This is a genomic window from Pseudomonadota bacterium (genome assembly GCA_023229365.1).
Taxonomy (GTDB): Bacteria; Myxococcota_A; Polyangia; order JAAYKL01; family JAAYKL01; genus JALNZK01.
This window is the reverse complement of the sequence record JALNZK010000131.1, coordinates 1-15,079: the sequence shown is the minus strand read 5'-3', so window position 1 is coordinate 15,079 and position 15,079 is coordinate 1. Positions and strand designations below refer to the sequence as shown.

Genomic DNA, 15,079 nt, shown 5'->3' with positions numbered 1-15,079 from the left:
CGGCGGCACGCCGGACGCGGGCGCGGACGCCGGCGAGTAGCATCCCCCGAACCCCGCAGGAGATCCCCATGGAACATCTGAAGAAGACCGATCCCGAGATCGCGGAGCTCATCCAGAAGGAGGGCGAGCGCCAGCGCGACAAGATCCGCCTGATCCCGTCCGAGAACTACGCCTCGGCCGCCGTGCTCGAGGCGAGCGGCTCGGTGCTGACGAACAAGTACTCCGAGGGGTACGCCGGCAAGCGCTACTACGAGGGGCAGCAGTTCGTCGATCAGATCGAAGAGCTCGCAATCAAGCGCGCCATGGAGCTCTTCGGCGCCGAGGCCGCGAACGTGCAGCCGTACTCCGGATCGCCGGCCAACCTCGCGGTGTACTTCGCGTTCGTGCGGCCGGGCGAGCCTATCATGGGGCTCGCGCTCGACCACGGCGGGCACCTGACGCACGGGTGGGGCGTGAGCATCACGGGCGACTTCTTCCAGCCGATCCGGTACCAGCTCCACCCGGAGACGCACCTCATCGACTACGACATGATGCGCGACCTGGCCCGCAAGCACCGCCCCAAGGTGATCATGGCCGGCGCCACGGCGTACCCGCGCATCATCGACTTCGCGCCCTTCGCCGAGGTCGCGAAGGAGGTGGACGCGGTGTTCTGCGTGGACATGGCGCACATCGCCGGGCTCGTCGCGGGAGGGGCGCACCCGTCGCCCGTGCCGCTCGCCGACGTCGTGACCACCACGACGCACAAGTCGCTCCGCGGCCCGCGCGGCGGCATGATCCTGATGAAGAAGGCGCGCCGCAAGGCGATCAACAAGGCGGTGTTCCCGGGGCTCCAGGGCGGCCCGCACAACCACACCACCGCCGGCATCGCGGTGGCGCTCAAGGAGGCGAGCACGCCCGAGTTCAAGGTGTACGCCCACAAGATCGTCGAGAACGCGAAGCACCTGGCCGAGAGCCTCATGGCCAACGGCTTCAGGCTCGTGTCCGGCGGCACGGACAACCACCTGATCCTGATCGACGCGACGACCCGCGGGACGACGGGCAAGCCGTTCGCCAAGGCGCTCGACCGCGCCGGCATCGAGTGCAACTACAACACCGTGCCGTTCGATCCGCGCCCGCCGTTCGATCCGAGCGGCGTCCGCATCGGCACGCCGTCGATCACGACGCGCGGCATGGGCAAGCCCGAGATGGAGAGGCTCGCCGCGTGGATGGCCCGCGTCGCCGAGAACCTCGAGAACGAGGCGGAGCTCGACAAGATCTGCGGCGAGGTCCGCGAGCTGTGCCGCTCGTTCCCCGCGCCCGGGATCACCTGCTGAGATCTCCCTGGGGCGTTCGCCTCGGAAGCGCCGCGGCCCATACCGCCATCCCGAGTCGTTCCGGATGACCGCCAGATCACGGACACGCTTAGCGTTTATAAATATATGATAAACGATAATTTAGTATTGACTAACGTGCTCTTCGTGTCTAACTAGGTGCTCAGACGCAAGAATCCAAACGTCCGCGCATCGAGGAGGCATTCCGCCATGAAACAGAGCAAGGTGTTCGCCAAACTGGAGAAGGGCTTCCGGTTCCTCTCGATCCTCCAGCTGGCGCTGATCCTGTTCCAGGGGGTCGGTGTCCTGACATACGTCGTGACCGTCTGGCCCGGGATGAAGGATGGGCCGTCGACCGGGATCACCGCCCTGGCCATCGGGGCGTTGGCGGCGGCCCTCGCTCGATCCTTTTTGTGGATACGGATCTACTGGGTCGGCGCCAGAGCCGCGGGCACCTTGCGCGTTTCCGGAGAGTCGGCGGAGCTGCCGGACCGGCTCGTGCCGACCCTCGGAACCTTGACGCGACTGCTCGTCGCGAGCTGCGTCCTGGACGTGCTCCTGCTCCCGGCCATCTTCCTGATGGACGAGTTCTTTCCCTTCACGCTGTCGAGCGTGCACCTCGGGTTGGTCCAGACGGCCGTCCTTCTGTACCCCCAGGCGTTCGGCCTGGCCGCGCTCGTCCTGGCCTACCTGATCCACCAGTACGGGCGACTCACGAAGGAGCGATGCCAGATGAAAATTGACATCGAGCTGACGGTATGAGGGCGATCCCATGACAATCGTCGTCAATTTGGACGTGATGCTCGCCAAGCGAAAGATGAAGCTCAACGAGCTCTCGGAAGCCGTCGGCATCTCGGTGCAGAACCTGTCGGTCCTCAAGACAGGAAAGGCCAGGGCCATCCGGTTCTCGACCCTCGAGGCGTTGTGCCGGGCGCTCTCGTGCGGGCCGGGCGATCTCCTGGAGTACGAGAGCCGCGACGGCGCCGTCTGAGCTCAGCGCCTCCGCCCCGCGGTTTGCAGAGCCTCACCGAAGATCACGATCATGAAGGTCGTGCCCGCGCCGATCACCCCGCGCACGGTGCCCGAGACCTTGGATCTGCCCGCGGCGCGGCGGCGGCAGCTCACCGGCACCTCCGCGATCGCGAGGCCGCGGCCGGCGGCGCGCACCTGCATCTGGACGGTCCATCCGAAGCCGACGTCGGTGAGGGCGAGCGCGTCGAGCGACTCCCTGCGGATCGCGCGGAACGGGCCGAGGTCGGTGTAGCGCTTCCCATAGAGGAGCCGGATCAGGGTGCAGCTCAACGCGTTCCCGAAGCGTTGCTGGACGGTGAGCGAGCCGCGCTCCCGCTTCCCGAGCGTACGGGAGCCGATGACGAGGTCGACGCCGCGCTCCAGGATCGGCGCGACCAGGGCGCCCATCTCCGAGGGGTCGTCCGAGAGGTCGCCGTCGACGAACACGATGACATCCGGCGCGTCCCCGCCGCTCGCGAGGCTGCGGACCCCCGCGCGGCACGCGGCGCCGTACCCCCGCTTCGGCTCGAGCACGACGCGGGCGCCCTTCTCGGCGGCGACCTCCGCCGTCGCGTCCGTCGAGCCGTTGTCGACGACGACGATCTCGTCCACCCACTTTGGGATCTCGTCCACGACGCGGCCGATCGCGCGCTCCTCGTCGAGCGCCGGGATAACGACCGCGATCTTGGAGCCGCCGCGCATCGCGGGGACGCTAACACAACATTGTCATCCCGTAAATTTGGTATAAGAATACCTGTATTGGAGGCGACGTGATCCTGAACATCTCCGAAGCCGCGAACCTCGGCATCCACGCGCTCGCGTACCTCGCGCGGCACGCGGAGGAGGCGCCCGTCACCACCGCGTCGATCGCCGCCGCGTACGGCGTCTCCGAGGCGCACCTGTCGAAGGTCTTCCAGCGGCTCTCGAAGGCCGGGCTCGTCCGGTCGGTGCGCGGCCCGCACGGCGGGTTCAGCCTGGCGCGCGCGCCTCTGCGGATCACGCTGCGCGACATCTACGAGGCGCTCGACGGTCCTCTCGGGAAGGGCAGGTGTCTCCTCGGCAAGCCGAAGTGCGGGCTCGGACGCTGCATGCTCGGCGATCTCGTCACCGACGTCCACACGCGCGTTGCGGATCACTTCTCGAAGACCACGCTGGCCGAGGTCTGCGGGCTCTGAGGCCGCGCTACCCGTCCTTCGAGTCGTCGTCCCTGCTGCGGTCGAAGAAGCGGTAGAGCGTCGCGCGCCCGACGCCGAGCATCTTCGCCGCGCGCACCCGGTTGCCCCCCGTCGCCCGGAGGGCGGTGTCCACCGCCTCGCGCGTCAGCTTGAGCCGCGGATCGTCCTGGGCGTCGCGCCCGCGCTGGAGGTCCAACGCTCGATCGGGCAAGGGCCGCTCGGCGCCGGGCCTGTGGCGCCGGATCTCGAGGGGCAGGTGCTCGGCCCGGACGACCTCCCCGTCGCAGTGGATCGCGGCGAACTGCAGGGCGTTGATCTGCTCGCGCACGTTGCCCGGCCAGGGGTGGGCCAGGAGCAGCTCGAGGGCGGCGTCGTCGACCGCGCGGATCCGCCTGCCGGTCTCCGCGCTCACGCGCTGCAGGATGTGCTCGACGAGGTACGGGATGTCCTCGCGGCGCTCCCGGAGCGGCGGCAGGTGGATCGGCACGACGCACAGGCGGTAGAAGAGATCCTCGCGGAAGCGGCCCTTCGCGACCATCGCGCGCAGGTCGCGGTTCGTGGCGCTGATGATGCGGACGTCGATCGCGATCGGCTGCTCGCCGCCGACGCGCTCGATGCGCCTCTCTTGCAGCACGCGGAGCAGCTTGACCTGGACCTCGGGCGACAGCTCGCCCACCTCGTCGAGGAACAGCGTGCCGCCGTGGGCGAGCTCGAAGCGCCCCTTCTTGTCCCGGATCGCGCCCGTGAACGCGCCCCGCACGTGACCGAAGAGCTCGCTCTCCAGGATCGTCAGAGGCAGCGCGCCGCAGTTGACCGGGACGAACGGGCCGCCGGCGCGGGTGCCCTCCTGGTGGATGGCGGACGCCACCAGCTCCTTGCCCGTGCCGCTCTCGCCGGTGATGAGGACCGGGTAGTCGGAGGCGCCGACCGCCTTGATCGCGTCGAAGACGTCGCGCACCGCGGCCGAGACTCCCACCATCCCGTGGAACTTCTCCCGGTCGCCGAGGCGGCGCCGCATCTCCGCCACCTCGGTGAGATCCTGCAGCACGGCGAGGATCCCGCTCCTGCCGGGCTCGATCTCCATGGGCTCCGACGTCACCTTGATGCGGCGTTGGCGCCCGCCGTCGTCCACGAAGTTCGTCTCGTAGGCGTGGCGTCCGCCTTCTTCCGTGCCGACGCCGCAGAACTGGCACGCCGCGCCGCAGAGGCCGCTCGGGGGGAACGCCTCGTGGCAGTCCCGGCCGAGGACCTTCTCGCGGCTCGCCCCGGTCATCGACATCGCCGCGCGGTTCACGAAGAAGATGCGCCGCTGCCGGTCGTGGATGACGATCCCCTCGTCCATCATGTCCGCGAACGCCTGCATCCGTCCGCGCTCGCGGCGGATGGCCTCCAGGTAGCCGTGATCGACGAGCTCGTCGACGAGCTCGCGCAGGCGTTCTCGCGGGAGCGCGGGCGCGGTCGCGGTCGCGTCGGGCGGCGCCGTGACGGGGATCGGCCAGTGCAGGAACGCGGGTACCCCGCTCAGCCACGGGATCCCGCCGACGTCCCCCGGCCCCGGCTCGGCCAGCACCGCGGCGCGCGCCCCGTCCGAGAGGGCTATCACGACATCGAAAGAACGCCCCGCCGCGAGCGGCTCGCTGTCGCCGGGCGCGAGCGAGGCGCAGGAGGCCTCCGCGAGCTCCGGGCGGCACGCCCGCAAGAGCGAGGCTGCCTCCCGCTCGAGCCCCAGGCCGCGGTCGTCTACGAACAGAATCTTGAGCGTGTCGGTCATCGGGGAAAGCTCGGTGAGGATCGGGGCGCCGGCCATCGCCGCCCGCGCTCAGCCGAGGACTTTACCGTATATCACCTGATCGTCGCCGGGTCCGTAGTAGTTTCTGATTCTGGCCTCCTGGGCGAAGCCGCTCCTCTCGTAGAAGGCGCGCGTCGGTCGGTACAGATCCCGCCCGGACGTCTCGGCGTAGACCCGCGTGCCGCCGAGGGCGCGGACGCGCGCCTCGGTCTCGCCCTGGATGATCTTGCCGAGCCCCTTGCGCTGCTGCCGGCGGTGCACGGCGATCCAGTAGAGATCGAAGCTCGAGGCGGTGCCCGGAATCGGCCCGTAGCACGAGAAGCCCGCGATCTCCCCGTCCTGCTCGCAGACGAGGAAGTGGTAGCCGCTCTTCGTGCCCTCGGCGACGAACGCGTCGACGAGCTCCAGCGCGACGCCGACCTCCGCGTCGGAGAAGAAGCCTGTGCCGCGCAGGAGCGCCTCGAGCGTGCCGCGATCCTCCGCGGTGACGCCCTCCCGGAACCGCCCGTCGGGCGTGGCGCGGATCGCAGCGTTCCGGGGCTTCCCGGGCGGCGGGACCTTTCCGAGGTCGCCGGCGGCGATCCCGGCGATCGACAGGACCAGCGCGTCGTATCCGATGCCGGCCCGACAGGCGGCGGCCGCGAAGCCCGCGTCCGGGGAGAGGCACGGGTTCGCGTTCACCTCGAGGATGAAGGGCGCGCCCGAGGGGGCGACGCGGAAGTCGACGCGGGCGTAGCCGCGCAGCCGGAACACCTCGAACGCCCGCAACGCGAGCGCCTCGAGGGCGGCGAGGAGCGGCGCGTCCTCCGGCGGGAACTCGAAGCTGCGCACCGTGTGCTCGTACTCGAACGATCTGGTGTCCCATTTGGCTCGGTAGCCCACGATGCGTGGCTTGTCCTTCGGGAAGTCGACGAAGCGGATCTCCGCGGGAGGCAGGACGCGCGGCCCGCCCGGCCCCTCGAGCACCGAGAGGTTGAGCTCGCGGCCGTCGACGAACTGCTCCGCGAACGCCTCTCCCCCGAGCAGGGCGCGCCGGCGCGCGAGCTCGCCTATGAGCGCCGCCTCCGAGGCGGGCTCGATCACCGACGACTCCTCGAGGCCGACCGACGCGTGCTCCCAGAGCGACTTCACGATCAGCTTCCCCGGCGGCACGGCCGGCCCGTCACCCTTCGACGCCGGTCGCGGGTACCAGCCCGGCACCGGCAGCCCGCTCAGGTGCAGGATCTGCTTGGCCACGAGCTTGTTCGACGTCGCGTAGATGCCGTCCGACGGGCAGCCCGTCATCGGCAGGCCGAGCCGCTCCACCAGTGCCGGCGCGAGGTGGATCAGGCGCCCGGTCCCGTCCATCGACTCGACGAGGTTGCAGACGAGGCCGGGCGCGACGGCGGTGAGCGCCGCCTTCACGGCCGCGAGATCGAGCCCGGCCGGGATCGCTACGACCTCGTGCCCGGCCGCCTCGAGCACCTTCGAGATCGCCTCGACCTGGACCAGGGTGTCGAGCTCGTCCGGGCCGGCGTCCGCGCCGATCGCGCTATGCAGGACGGCGACGCGCATCCTCGATCCTGGAGAGAGCAGAGCGGACGATCTCGCCGATGAGCTCCTCGTACGGCCGCCCGCTGAGGCGGCACATGATCGGGAGATCGGAATCGACCGGGTTCAGGCCGGCGAGCGGGTTGACCTCGATGAACATGGGCCTGCCGCGATCGTCGAGCCGCACGTCGACGCGCCCGCCGTCGCGGCAGCCGAGCGCGCGCCAGGCGCCGAGCGCGACGTCCGCGACGCCCTTCTCGAGCGCGGGGTCGTCGGCCAGCGCGTAGTCGACGCGCTCCAGGTAGTTCTCCTTGGTCGCGTAGGAGTAGATGGTGCCCTCCTCGCGGAACAGGACCTCCATCACGGCGACCGGGCGCGCCGCGCGGCCCGTCCCGAGCACGCCGACCGTGAACTCGCGGCCGGGCAGGAACTCCTCGACGAGCACCGGCTGCCCGAACCGGCGCAGCAGATCGTCGCACGCGCAAAGCAGCGCTTCGCGATCGCCGATCCGCGACGCGGCGGAGATCCCCTTGCCGGTGCCCTCGGCGACGGGCTTCGCGAAGAGCGGGAAGCGCAGCGCGAGGTGCTCGAGATCCGCGAGCCGTTCGACGACCAGGAACGGCGCGGTCGGCACGCCGGCGTCGCGGACGGCGCGCTTGCACATTCCCTTGTGCAGGGAGAGGGCGAGCACCATGGGATCGGAGAACGTGTAGGGAATGTCGAACGCGTCGAGGAGGCACGGCACGAGCGACTCGCGCCCGAGCCCGCGGAGCCCCTCCGCGATGTTGAAGACGAGATCCCACCGCCGCCCCGCAGCGAGCGCGGCCATGAGCGCGAGGTGGTTGCCGACGCGCTCGGTCTCCCAGCCGTTGGCACGGAGCGCGGCCTCGACGCCCTCGATCGTGGCCGGCTTGTCGAGCTCGGCGGTCTCCTCTTCGGAGAAGCCCAGCGCGAGGTACTCCTCCTTCAGGTCGTAGGTCAGGCCTATCTTCATGCGCGCAGCGCGGTGTGATCGGCGTCGCAGGCGTCGCTCGCGGAATCCGGGTACTTGAAGACGCGGTCCGTGTAGTTGCGCAGCAGGATGCTGCCGTTCTCGCGGCCCAGGCAGTCGTGCGGCAAAAGCGGGATCTTGCCGCCGCCGTTCGGCGCGTCGATGACGTACTGCGGGATCGCGTAGCCGGTCGTGTGCCCGCGCAGGCCGCGGATGATCTCGAGGCCGGCCGACACCGGCGTCTTGAAGTGCGCCGAGCCCGGGATGCGATCGCACTGGTAGAGGTAGTACGGCCTGACGCGCATCTTCAGGAGGCCGTGGAACAGCGGCTTCATGACGTCGATGTCGTCGTTGATCCCCTTCAGCAGCACTGTCTGGCTGCCGAGCGGGATGCCGGCGTCCGCGAGCTTCTCGCACGCGCGCCTCGAGTCGGGCGTCAGCTCGGCCGGGTGCGTGAAGTGCAGGCTCAGGAACAGCGGGTGGTACCTCCGCAGCACCGAGATGAGCCGGTCGGTGACGCGCTGCGGCATCACCGCGGGCACCTTCGTCCCGATGCGCAGGATCTCGACGTGCTCGATGGCGCGCAGCTCGTTGAGCAGCCAGTCGATCTCGTCGTCGGACAGGGTCAACGGATCGCCGCCGGAGATCAGGACGTCGCGGACCTCGGTGTGCTGCCGGATGTAGTTGATGCAGCGCGCCCAGCGCGACTTGCGCGCGCTCCCGGGCGTCGCGAGGCCGACGATGCGCGACCGCGTGCAGTAGCGGCAGTAGGTCGAGCAGAGGTTCGTCGCGAGGAAAAGCACGCGATCCGGGTACCTGTGGACGAGCCCGGGCATCGGGCTGTCCGACTCCTCGCCGAGCGGATCGTGATCCTCGTCTTCGGAGCGGTTCCACTCGTCGGCGCGCGGCACGATGCAGCGGCGGATCGGATCGTTCTCGGCCTCGGGCGAGAGGAGGCTCAGGTAGTAGGGCGTCATCGACAAAGGCAGCGTGCTCGCGCGCCCCTCGAACGCCGCGCGCTCGTCCTCGGTCAGCGTGATGAAGCGCTCGAGCGACTCGAACGAGTGGATCCGGTTGCGCATCTGCCAGTGCCAGTTGTTCCAGTCGGACTGCTTGGCCTTGGGGAAGAACCGACGGCGGAACTCGACCTGCGCCTCCGGAGAAAACGACTGGTGCCGAACGATTTGCGGCTGAGCGGAAACGAGTGGTGTTGAATTTTCGGTCTCTACGGCATAAAGAGGGGCGGTGACTGTGGCCGAACGCCCGCCGTACGGCGGAGGTTCGGATTCTGCCTCGGTTTCAACTTTCTTGACCGTAACGGTGTCGACTCTCACGGTACCCATGTTCTATAGCCTATCATCCTCTCTTTGCTGAACATTTAATCACCGATTAACAGAGTTTATTTTCGAACTCAAGAAGATTTTGCATTGACTGCTAATTTTTCTGGAATTCGCGAAAATCCGTGGGATTTCCGTGCTGCCGGATTATTGTTCGATAACAGATGAAAGGGATGGGCGTTTTTCGTTCATGACGCGCTTTGACACTACTGGACGAACCGGATCAGAGAGGTTAAAGAATTTGTTACGGCGGCAACGGACGAAGGGGAGGCAAGATGAGCAATCACACGACGGAAGTGACGTTGACCGATGGTCGAACGCTGAACATCTTCACGCCCGATCCCAACAAGGACGTTGATCGCCTCGTGGCGTTCCTCTCCAACCTCCCGCCGGGCGAGCGCAACAACATGCGCTACAACGTGGCCGACAGGACGTTCGGCGCGCAGCGCCTGAAGATGATCGACGGCGTGGACCACTGGCGGTTGTTCGCCGAGGTGGACGGCACCGTCGTCGGCGACGCGACGATGGACCGCTCCTTGTACCAGTGGACGCGGCACGTCGCGGATCTGCGGTGCGCCGTCTCCTCCGAGTTCGAGAAGCTCGGCGTGCGCGCCATCCTGCTCAAGGCGCTCGTGGAGCTCAGCGCGGAGGCCGGGATCGAACGGCTGTGCTCCGAGGTGCTCGACTCGCAGCCCGGGCTGACGTCGAGCCTCGAGGCCCTCGGGTTCGCGCGCGAGATCGTCCGCAAGCACTACGCGAAGGACCAGAAGGGCGCGTACCACGACGTGATCATCATGTCGAACGATCGCGAGCCGGTCTGGCGTCGCCTGTCCGAGAAGCTCGAGGACATGGACATCCACTACTCGCGGATGTACTGCGGCGAGTGATCCGCGGGCCTCAGTTCAAGCCGATCCGCCGCCGCAGCAGCCACTCGCCGAGCAGCGCCGCGAACAGGAGCAGGAACGCCGCCGGGTGGCTCCAGAGCGGGGAGTCCTTCCGGGAGAGGATCTCTCGCGTCGGCGTGTCGGCGCGCTCCAGGTGATCGAAGTCCACGGCGTCGACGCCGAAGCGCCCGCCGGTCGACTCCGCGATCCCGCGCAGGAAGCCGATGTCCGGTTCGAGGTGCTGCAGCTCGACGTCGCGCGACGCGACGAGGAAGGACGCCTCGGCCGAAGGGAGGCCCGCCGCCGACACGCGCACCTCGTGCGGTCCGGAGGCGACGGGGCGCCACTCGCGCAGGAACCTCCCGTCGGCGTCGAGGCTGACCGGGATCTGCGCGGAGCGCGCCACGCCGGTCGCGTCCGACCACCCGATGTCGGCGACGAGCTTCGCGTGCGGCACCGCGCGGAATGACTCGTCCACGAGCTCGACGCGCAGCGAGATCGGCTCGTCGGGGCGCGGCGTCGCGGGCGTGACCTCGACCCGGAGCCTGTCGAGGCGCGGATCGCGGCTCAGCCAGTCGACGACGCGGCGCCAGAGATCCGGATACGCGTCGGCGGAGCCGCCGAGCAGCGGGCCGCTGAAGCGCCAGCGCCAGAGCGAGTCCGTGGCGATCGCGACGACGCGGCCGTCGCCGGCCTCGCGGACGGAGATGAGGGGCGCGCTCGCGCGGTCGCCCGGGTCGTTCGCGGGTGCCGCCAGGACCACCCCCTGATCCCGGACGCCGGCCACGCGCACCATGCCGTCGAGCCGCTCGAGGGAATCCCACCTGGCGACGTTCTGCGCCTCGTCCTCGAGGAGCCGCGTCACCGGGTGGCGCTTCCCGGCCTCGGTGAGCGCGACGCGCACCGCGTTCGCATCGACGGTCGCGGTCCTCCCGGTCGACGGGATCGCGACGGGCAGGATCTCCGAGAAGGGCGGCCGCGCCATGGCGCTCGGCCCGAACGCCTCCGCGCCGCCCAGGAGCGCGAGGCCGCCGCCCCCGCGAACGTACCCGGCGATCTTCTCGAGGTAGCGGTCGACGCCGATCCCCGCCGGATCCAGGTCCTGGAAGATGAGGATGTCGAACTCGTCGAGGTGCCGCTCGAACAGATCGGCGGTGGGGAAGGGGATCAGCGTCATGCCGTCCGAGCCGAGGGTCGTGGACTGGAAGGGCGTGCGGAGGACGTAGAACGAGACGAGGTCGATGTGGGGCCACGCGCTCAGCGTGTCGCGCAGGAACCGTTGATCCCAGGACGGGCGTCCCGCGATGTGCAGCACGCGCACCTTGTCCCGCAGCACCTCGAACGCCACGTGGGCGGTGTTGTTCTCCGGGATCTCGTCGCCCGGCGGGATCGCGGTCGTCACGGTGAGGACGTTGCGCCCGAGGCGGAACGGCCTCACGGAGAACACGGTCTCCGCGGCGCCGCCGACGAGCTCGACCGTCCGCGCCTGCATCACGGAGCCCCCCTGCGACAGGGTGACCTCCATCTTCTTCTCCGCGAGCCCCGTCGACGTCAGCGACACGGTGATGGGCGTGTCGCTGCGGGCGAACGCGAACGGATCCGCCTTGACCGCGGCGATCGCGAGATCCCGCTGCCGCTTCGCGCGGGTGATGGCGACCGTGTTGACAGGTACGCCGAGCTTCTTCGCGAACTTCACGTCTCGGGAGCCCCCCGCGGCGGTCCGCCGCGCGGCTGTGTCGGCGCCGTCGCCGATGACGAGCACCGCGTTCCACGCCTCGTCGCGAGCCTGGGAGGCGAGCTTCTCGAGGGCCCGGCCGAGGTCCGTCGCGCGGGTGGCGGTGTCCGTCGCGAGCGCCGATTGCACGTCCGCCGCCGGCGAGAGATCCTCCGCGAAGGCGTACCAGCGGATCTCCGTCGACGAGGCGAGCCGCTCGAGCGCCGGCGCGGCGGCCTCGAGGAGGCCGCGGACCTCCGCCAGGCGGGACTGCGCGCCGCCGCCCCGCATCGATCCCGACACGTCGACGAGGATCGCGAGCCGGGGCCGGATCGGCTTCATCTCGAGCAGGCGGAGCGTGGGTTGCAGGAGGAGCGCCACGCCCAGCGCCAGCGCGGCCGCGCGCAGCGCCGTCAGCTCGACGCGAACGCGCAGCGGGAGCTTCGGATCGAGGGTGAGCCAGGTCCAGATCACTCCGCCCGCCGCCAGCGCCGTGAGCGCGGCGAGCAGGAGGACGTCGAGCCCGCCGACCGCGGTCAGCTGCCACTCTTCCGCGATTCGGGGGGCGCTCGCTGCCGTGATCATCGCGCCTGAACCGCCGCGCCGTCGCCGAAGCGCCGGTGCGGCTCCTCGTTCTTGTAGTCGCGGCACAGGGTGAACATGACGAGGTTGATGCCGAGCCGGAACGCGGTCTCGCGCTGGCGCTCTCCGCCCGGGGTCACCTCGAGCTCCCAGTTGCCCAAGTTGTCCCGCGCCCAGGCGCCGCCGAGATCGTGGTCGCCGCGGATCACGGCGAGCCTGCCGCTCACCTCGTACCCTATGAAGCCGGGCGATCCGGCGACCCGCCCGAACGCGCGGGGCAGCTCGTAGAAGGCGCGGAAGAGGACGTGCCTCGGCTGAACCGGCGTCCCCGTGATCCCGGGCAGGGAGCGGGCGAGGAGGGCGTCGACGGACGCGGCGAACCCCTTGTCGTCGCCGTCCGCCGTGAACGCCGGGTCTATGATCAGCGTTCCTCCGAGCCGGAGGTAGCGGCCGAGCGCATCGATCTCGGCGTCTTCGAGATCGGGGAACGGGCGGTCGCCAGAGACGTAGACGAGCGGGTGGGGCGCGAGCGAGCGCAGCTCCGCCTTCACCTGCGGCGGCTCGAGCGCGGTGTCGACCGCCGTCCTCTTGTGGACCTCCCAGGCGAGCCGGCGCAACGCCGTCGGCCGGGGCTGCCCGTTGCGGACTGTGTAGGCGAGCTGCGCGAGCGTCACCTGGGACGCAGCGCCGACCGCGGCGACCCATCGCGGCGCGAGCGCCCCGCCTGCGAGCGCGAGCGTCCCGGCGAGGAAGCGCCGTCGGCCGGTGTCACAGCCCGTGGTGCTGCGGTTTGCGCCCATGAGATAGCCATCCTATAATGCCTCGCTCGAAGCATGAAGCTTTTCTCGCGCGCCAGAAAGGCGCGTCGAACGGAGGCGGGGTCATGGTTTTCAGATGCGTCGTGCTCGCCGCGATCCTCGCCGTGCCGAGCACCTCGGCGGCGGCCGAGGAAGCCGCGGCGCCCGAGGCGGAAAAGAAGCTGCTGCGCGACCACGCCAAGCAGGGGTTCGTGAACGTCGCGTTCGGCACCGGGTTCTACCTGGTCGCGCCCAAGGAGAAGAACGACCCGCAGCGCTCGTGCGAGACGGAGACGCTGACCGGCGAGAACGGGTACGAGGGGAAGCCCATCTGCGTGGGGCGATCCGCCATGCACCTCGAGCTCCTCGGCGGGTACGGCGTGCTGCCGCGCTTCGAGGTGTTCGCGATCTTCCGGCTCGGGGTGGAGCAGCCCGAGAACGGGCGGTTCAGCGAGCGGCAGATCGGCGCGGGCGTGAAGATCTACTCGCCGGCGGACGGGCTGTTCAAGATCGGCATCGGCGTCGCCCCGCTGTTCGACTTCTCCGAGCGCGCCTCGGCCGTGGACGACCACGTGGACCTCGGATACGACTTCGTCATCCACGTGCCGATCCAGTTCCAGTTCGACATCGTGCGCTGGGTCGGCGTGTACGCGGAGCTCGCGCCCAACATCTCCTTCATCACCGAGGTCAGGTTGGACATCTCGATGGGCATCGGCGTGCAGGCCCGGTTCCCGTGAACCCGCCGCCCGGGCTCCGCTACTGGTAGATCACGAACGACTCGAACGCCGCGCCCTCGTTGTAGACCCGCAGGCCGCCGTCGCCCGAGATCGAGACCGGAAGATCGGAGACGTCGTACGAGACCGTGCCGATCGCGCCGAGCGCGCTGTGGTCGAGCATGCACGTGAGCGTGGAGCCGTCGTAGTACACGCGGATCCGGCGGTGGGTCGTGACGGCGCGGCTCAGGTCGTCCGTCGTCGAGACCTCGGTGAGGAAGCTCCCCGTGTACCAGAGGCCGAGCTCGCCCGTGTTCGACTGGAAGGCGCACTGGTACCAGCTCCCGCTCGACACGTGGCCGAACAGGACGGACACCCAGGAGCCAGCGGAGACGCCGGCAGACTCGTAGAAGTGGAAGTTGCCCTCGATGGAGAACGGCGTGGCCGGCGTGAAGTCGTAGTACGAGTTCGTGCCGCTCGTGTCCCTATGCCCCGTGTAGATGTCCGTGCCGAAGCTCCAGTAGGCCGTCGAATCGGGGGTCCACAACGTGCCCGGCGAGATCGACCCGAAGAACGGATCGAACGCCCCGATCCCGTCGAAGGTCGCGGCGTGGCCGGCCCACTCGCAGGCGTCACCGATCTCGTCGCCGTCGGCGTTGGCCTGGCCGCCGTTCGCGTAGGTGGGGCAGTTGTCGCAGTTGTCGTCCTCGCCGTCCGAGTCCTCGTCGTGGCCGTTCCCCACGCAGCAGTCGACGGAGAGCGTGTAGTCGCTCGTCGTCCCCGTCGAGTAGCCGTCGACGACGATGTAGTAGGTCGTCCCGCCCTCGGCGTCGAAGGCGATGTTCTCGACGGCCGTGCCGCCCAGAAGGCTCACGGCGAGGCACGAGGCGGGGTCGCAGCCGGCGCCGGCGTCCTCGAGCAGCAGGAGATCCAGATCGCTCGAGAGGCCGGCGAGCCGGATCGAGACGTTCGCGTCTTCGGTCGGCGAGAACGCGTAGACGTACTCGGAGCCGACCCACGAGTACACCCCCGAGCACGAGTAGGTCGTCAGCGCCGTCGTCGAGCCCGACGCGCCGTTGTTCCCCGCGATCGAGCCGTCGCAACCGATCACGTCCGCCGGAACGCAGGTGTCGGCGTCGGTATCCGTGTCGGTATCTGTGTCGGTATCCGTGTCTGTGTCGGTATCGGTGCCTGTGTCGGTATCCGTGTCCGTGTCGGTGTCCGTGTCTGAGTCGGTGTCCGTGTC

The 15,079-nt window shown here is 69.3% G+C and carries 14 protein-coding genes; 6 read left to right on the top strand and 8 right to left on the bottom strand.

Translation table 11 applies throughout. The features are described 5' to 3' along the window. Positions 1-68 precede the first annotated feature (68 nt). The 3 genes from M0R80_27155 (at position 69) to M0R80_27145 (ending at position 2,301) form a co-directional block, all read left to right on the top strand. Positions 69-1,313 (top strand): serine hydroxymethyltransferase, encoded by a 1,245-nt coding sequence (locus M0R80_27155; protein ID MCK9463315.1) that lies wholly within the window; start codon positions 69-71, stop codon positions 1,311-1,313. A 207-nt stretch (positions 1,314-1,520) separates the two neighbouring features. Then, positions 1,521-2,072, top strand: coding sequence for a hypothetical protein (locus M0R80_27150; GenBank protein MCK9463314.1), 552 nt, complete (start codon positions 1,521-1,523; stop codon positions 2,070-2,072). 10 nt (positions 2,073-2,082) lie between these two features. Beyond that, the gene (locus tag M0R80_27145; protein ID MCK9463313.1) at positions 2,083-2,301 is read left to right on the top strand and encodes a helix-turn-helix transcriptional regulator; all 219 of its coding nucleotides are present in this window, start codon (positions 2,083-2,085) and stop codon (positions 2,299-2,301) included. A gap of 2 nt (positions 2,302-2,303) precedes the next feature. Here M0R80_27145 and M0R80_27140 read toward each other — a convergent pair whose 3' ends face one another. Continuing rightward, positions 2,304-3,023, bottom strand: a complete 720-nt coding sequence (locus M0R80_27140; GenBank protein ID MCK9463312.1) for a glycosyltransferase family 2 protein — start codon at positions 3,021-3,023, stop codon at positions 2,304-2,306. A gap of 68 nt (positions 3,024-3,091) precedes the next feature. On the opposite strand from M0R80_27140, the gene M0R80_27135 reads away from it, so the two are divergent. After that, entirely contained in the window at positions 3,092-3,496 is a 405-nt protein-coding gene (locus M0R80_27135) for an Rrf2 family transcriptional regulator (protein ID MCK9463311.1), read from the top strand. 7 nt (positions 3,497-3,503) lie between these two features. Here the strand turns inward: M0R80_27135 and M0R80_27130 are convergent, their stop codons facing one another. The 4 genes from M0R80_27130 to M0R80_27115 are packed head-to-tail and all read right to left on the bottom strand — an operon-like array spanning position 3,504 to position 9,149. After that, on the bottom strand, positions 3,504-5,303 hold the full coding sequence (locus M0R80_27130; GenBank protein ID MCK9463310.1) for a sigma 54-interacting transcriptional regulator: 1,800 nt from the start codon (positions 5,301-5,303) through the stop codon (positions 3,504-3,506). Positions 5,304-5,315: 12 nt separating this feature from the next. Next, positions 5,316-6,839, bottom strand: coding sequence for a GNAT family N-acetyltransferase (locus tag M0R80_27125; protein ID MCK9463309.1), 1,524 nt, complete (start codon positions 6,837-6,839; stop codon positions 5,316-5,318). Then, complete coding sequence (locus M0R80_27120; protein ID MCK9463308.1) at positions 6,817-7,809, bottom strand: D-alanine--D-alanine ligase; 993 nt, start codon at positions 7,807-7,809, stop codon at positions 6,817-6,819. Before M0R80_27120 ends, M0R80_27125 begins: the two co-directional genes overlap by 23 nt. Further along, entirely contained in the window at positions 7,806-9,149 is a 1,344-nt protein-coding gene (locus tag M0R80_27115) for a KamA family radical SAM protein (GenBank protein MCK9463307.1), read from the bottom strand. Before M0R80_27115 ends, M0R80_27120 begins: the two co-directional genes overlap by 4 nt. Positions 9,150-9,418: 269 nt before the next feature. Between M0R80_27115 and M0R80_27110 the strand changes: the two genes are divergently transcribed. Further along, the gene (locus M0R80_27110) at positions 9,419-10,030 is read left to right on the top strand and encodes a hypothetical protein (GenBank protein ID MCK9463306.1); all 612 of its coding nucleotides are present in this window, start codon (positions 9,419-9,421) and stop codon (positions 10,028-10,030) included. Positions 10,031-10,040: 10 nt separating this feature from the next. Here M0R80_27110 and M0R80_27105 read toward each other — a convergent pair whose 3' ends face one another. Then, entirely contained in the window at positions 10,041-12,326 is a 2,286-nt protein-coding gene (locus M0R80_27105) for a VWA domain-containing protein (protein ID MCK9463305.1), read from the bottom strand. Further along, positions 12,323-13,123 (bottom strand): DUF4159 domain-containing protein, encoded by an 801-nt coding sequence (locus M0R80_27100; protein ID MCK9463304.1) that lies wholly within the window; start codon positions 13,121-13,123, stop codon positions 12,323-12,325. Before M0R80_27100 ends, M0R80_27105 begins: the two co-directional genes overlap by 4 nt. Before the next feature lie 83 nt (positions 13,124-13,206). Here M0R80_27100 and M0R80_27095 point away from each other — a divergent pair, with 83 nt between their 5' ends. After that, positions 13,207-13,857 (top strand): hypothetical protein, encoded by a 651-nt coding sequence (locus M0R80_27095; GenBank protein MCK9463303.1) that lies wholly within the window; start codon positions 13,207-13,209, stop codon positions 13,855-13,857. Positions 13,858-13,876: 19 nt separating this feature from the next. On the opposite strand, the gene M0R80_27090 is transcribed toward M0R80_27095, so the two are convergent. Then, positions 13,877-15,079 (bottom strand): hypothetical protein (locus tag M0R80_27090; GenBank protein ID MCK9463302.1); only part of this gene is annotated, 1,203 nt, incomplete at its 5' end.

What these genes read in the sequence shown, in the direction of transcription:
- M0R80_27130 (MCK9463310.1), bottom strand. Translation starts at nt 5,303, where the DNA reads ATGGCCGGCGCCCCGATCCTCACCGAGCTTTCCCCGATGACCGACACG.
- M0R80_27120 (MCK9463308.1), bottom strand. Translation starts at nt 7,809, where the DNA reads ATGAAGATAGGCCTGACCTACGACCTGAAGGAGGAGTACCTCGCGCTG.
- M0R80_27115 (MCK9463307.1), bottom strand. Translation starts at nt 9,149, where the DNA reads ATGGGTACCGTGAGAGTCGACACCGTTACGGTCAAGAAAGTTGAAACC.
- M0R80_27100 (MCK9463304.1), bottom strand. Translation starts at nt 13,123, where the DNA reads ATGGGCGCAAACCGCAGCACCACGGGCTGTGACACCGGCCGACGGCGC.
- M0R80_27095 (MCK9463303.1), top strand. Translation starts at nt 13,207, where the DNA reads ATGGTTTTCAGATGCGTCGTGCTCGCCGCGATCCTCGCCGTGCCGAGC.
- M0R80_27105 (MCK9463305.1), bottom strand. Translation starts at nt 12,326, where the DNA reads ATGATCACGGCAGCGAGCGCCCCCCGAATCGCGGAAGAGTGGCAGCTG.
- M0R80_27145 (MCK9463313.1), top strand. Translation starts at nt 2,083, where the DNA reads ATGACAATCGTCGTCAATTTGGACGTGATGCTCGCCAAGCGAAAGATG.
- M0R80_27140 (MCK9463312.1), bottom strand. Translation starts at nt 3,023, where the DNA reads ATGCGCGGCGGCTCCAAGATCGCGGTCGTTATCCCGGCGCTCGACGAG.
- M0R80_27155 (MCK9463315.1), top strand. Translation starts at nt 69, where the DNA reads ATGGAACATCTGAAGAAGACCGATCCCGAGATCGCGGAGCTCATCCAG.
- M0R80_27150 (MCK9463314.1), top strand. Translation starts at nt 1,521, where the DNA reads ATGAAACAGAGCAAGGTGTTCGCCAAACTGGAGAAGGGCTTCCGGTTC.
- M0R80_27110 (MCK9463306.1), top strand. Translation starts at nt 9,419, where the DNA reads ATGAGCAATCACACGACGGAAGTGACGTTGACCGATGGTCGAACGCTG.
- M0R80_27125 (MCK9463309.1), bottom strand. Translation starts at nt 6,839, where the DNA reads ATGCGCGTCGCCGTCCTGCATAGCGCGATCGGCGCGGACGCCGGCCCG.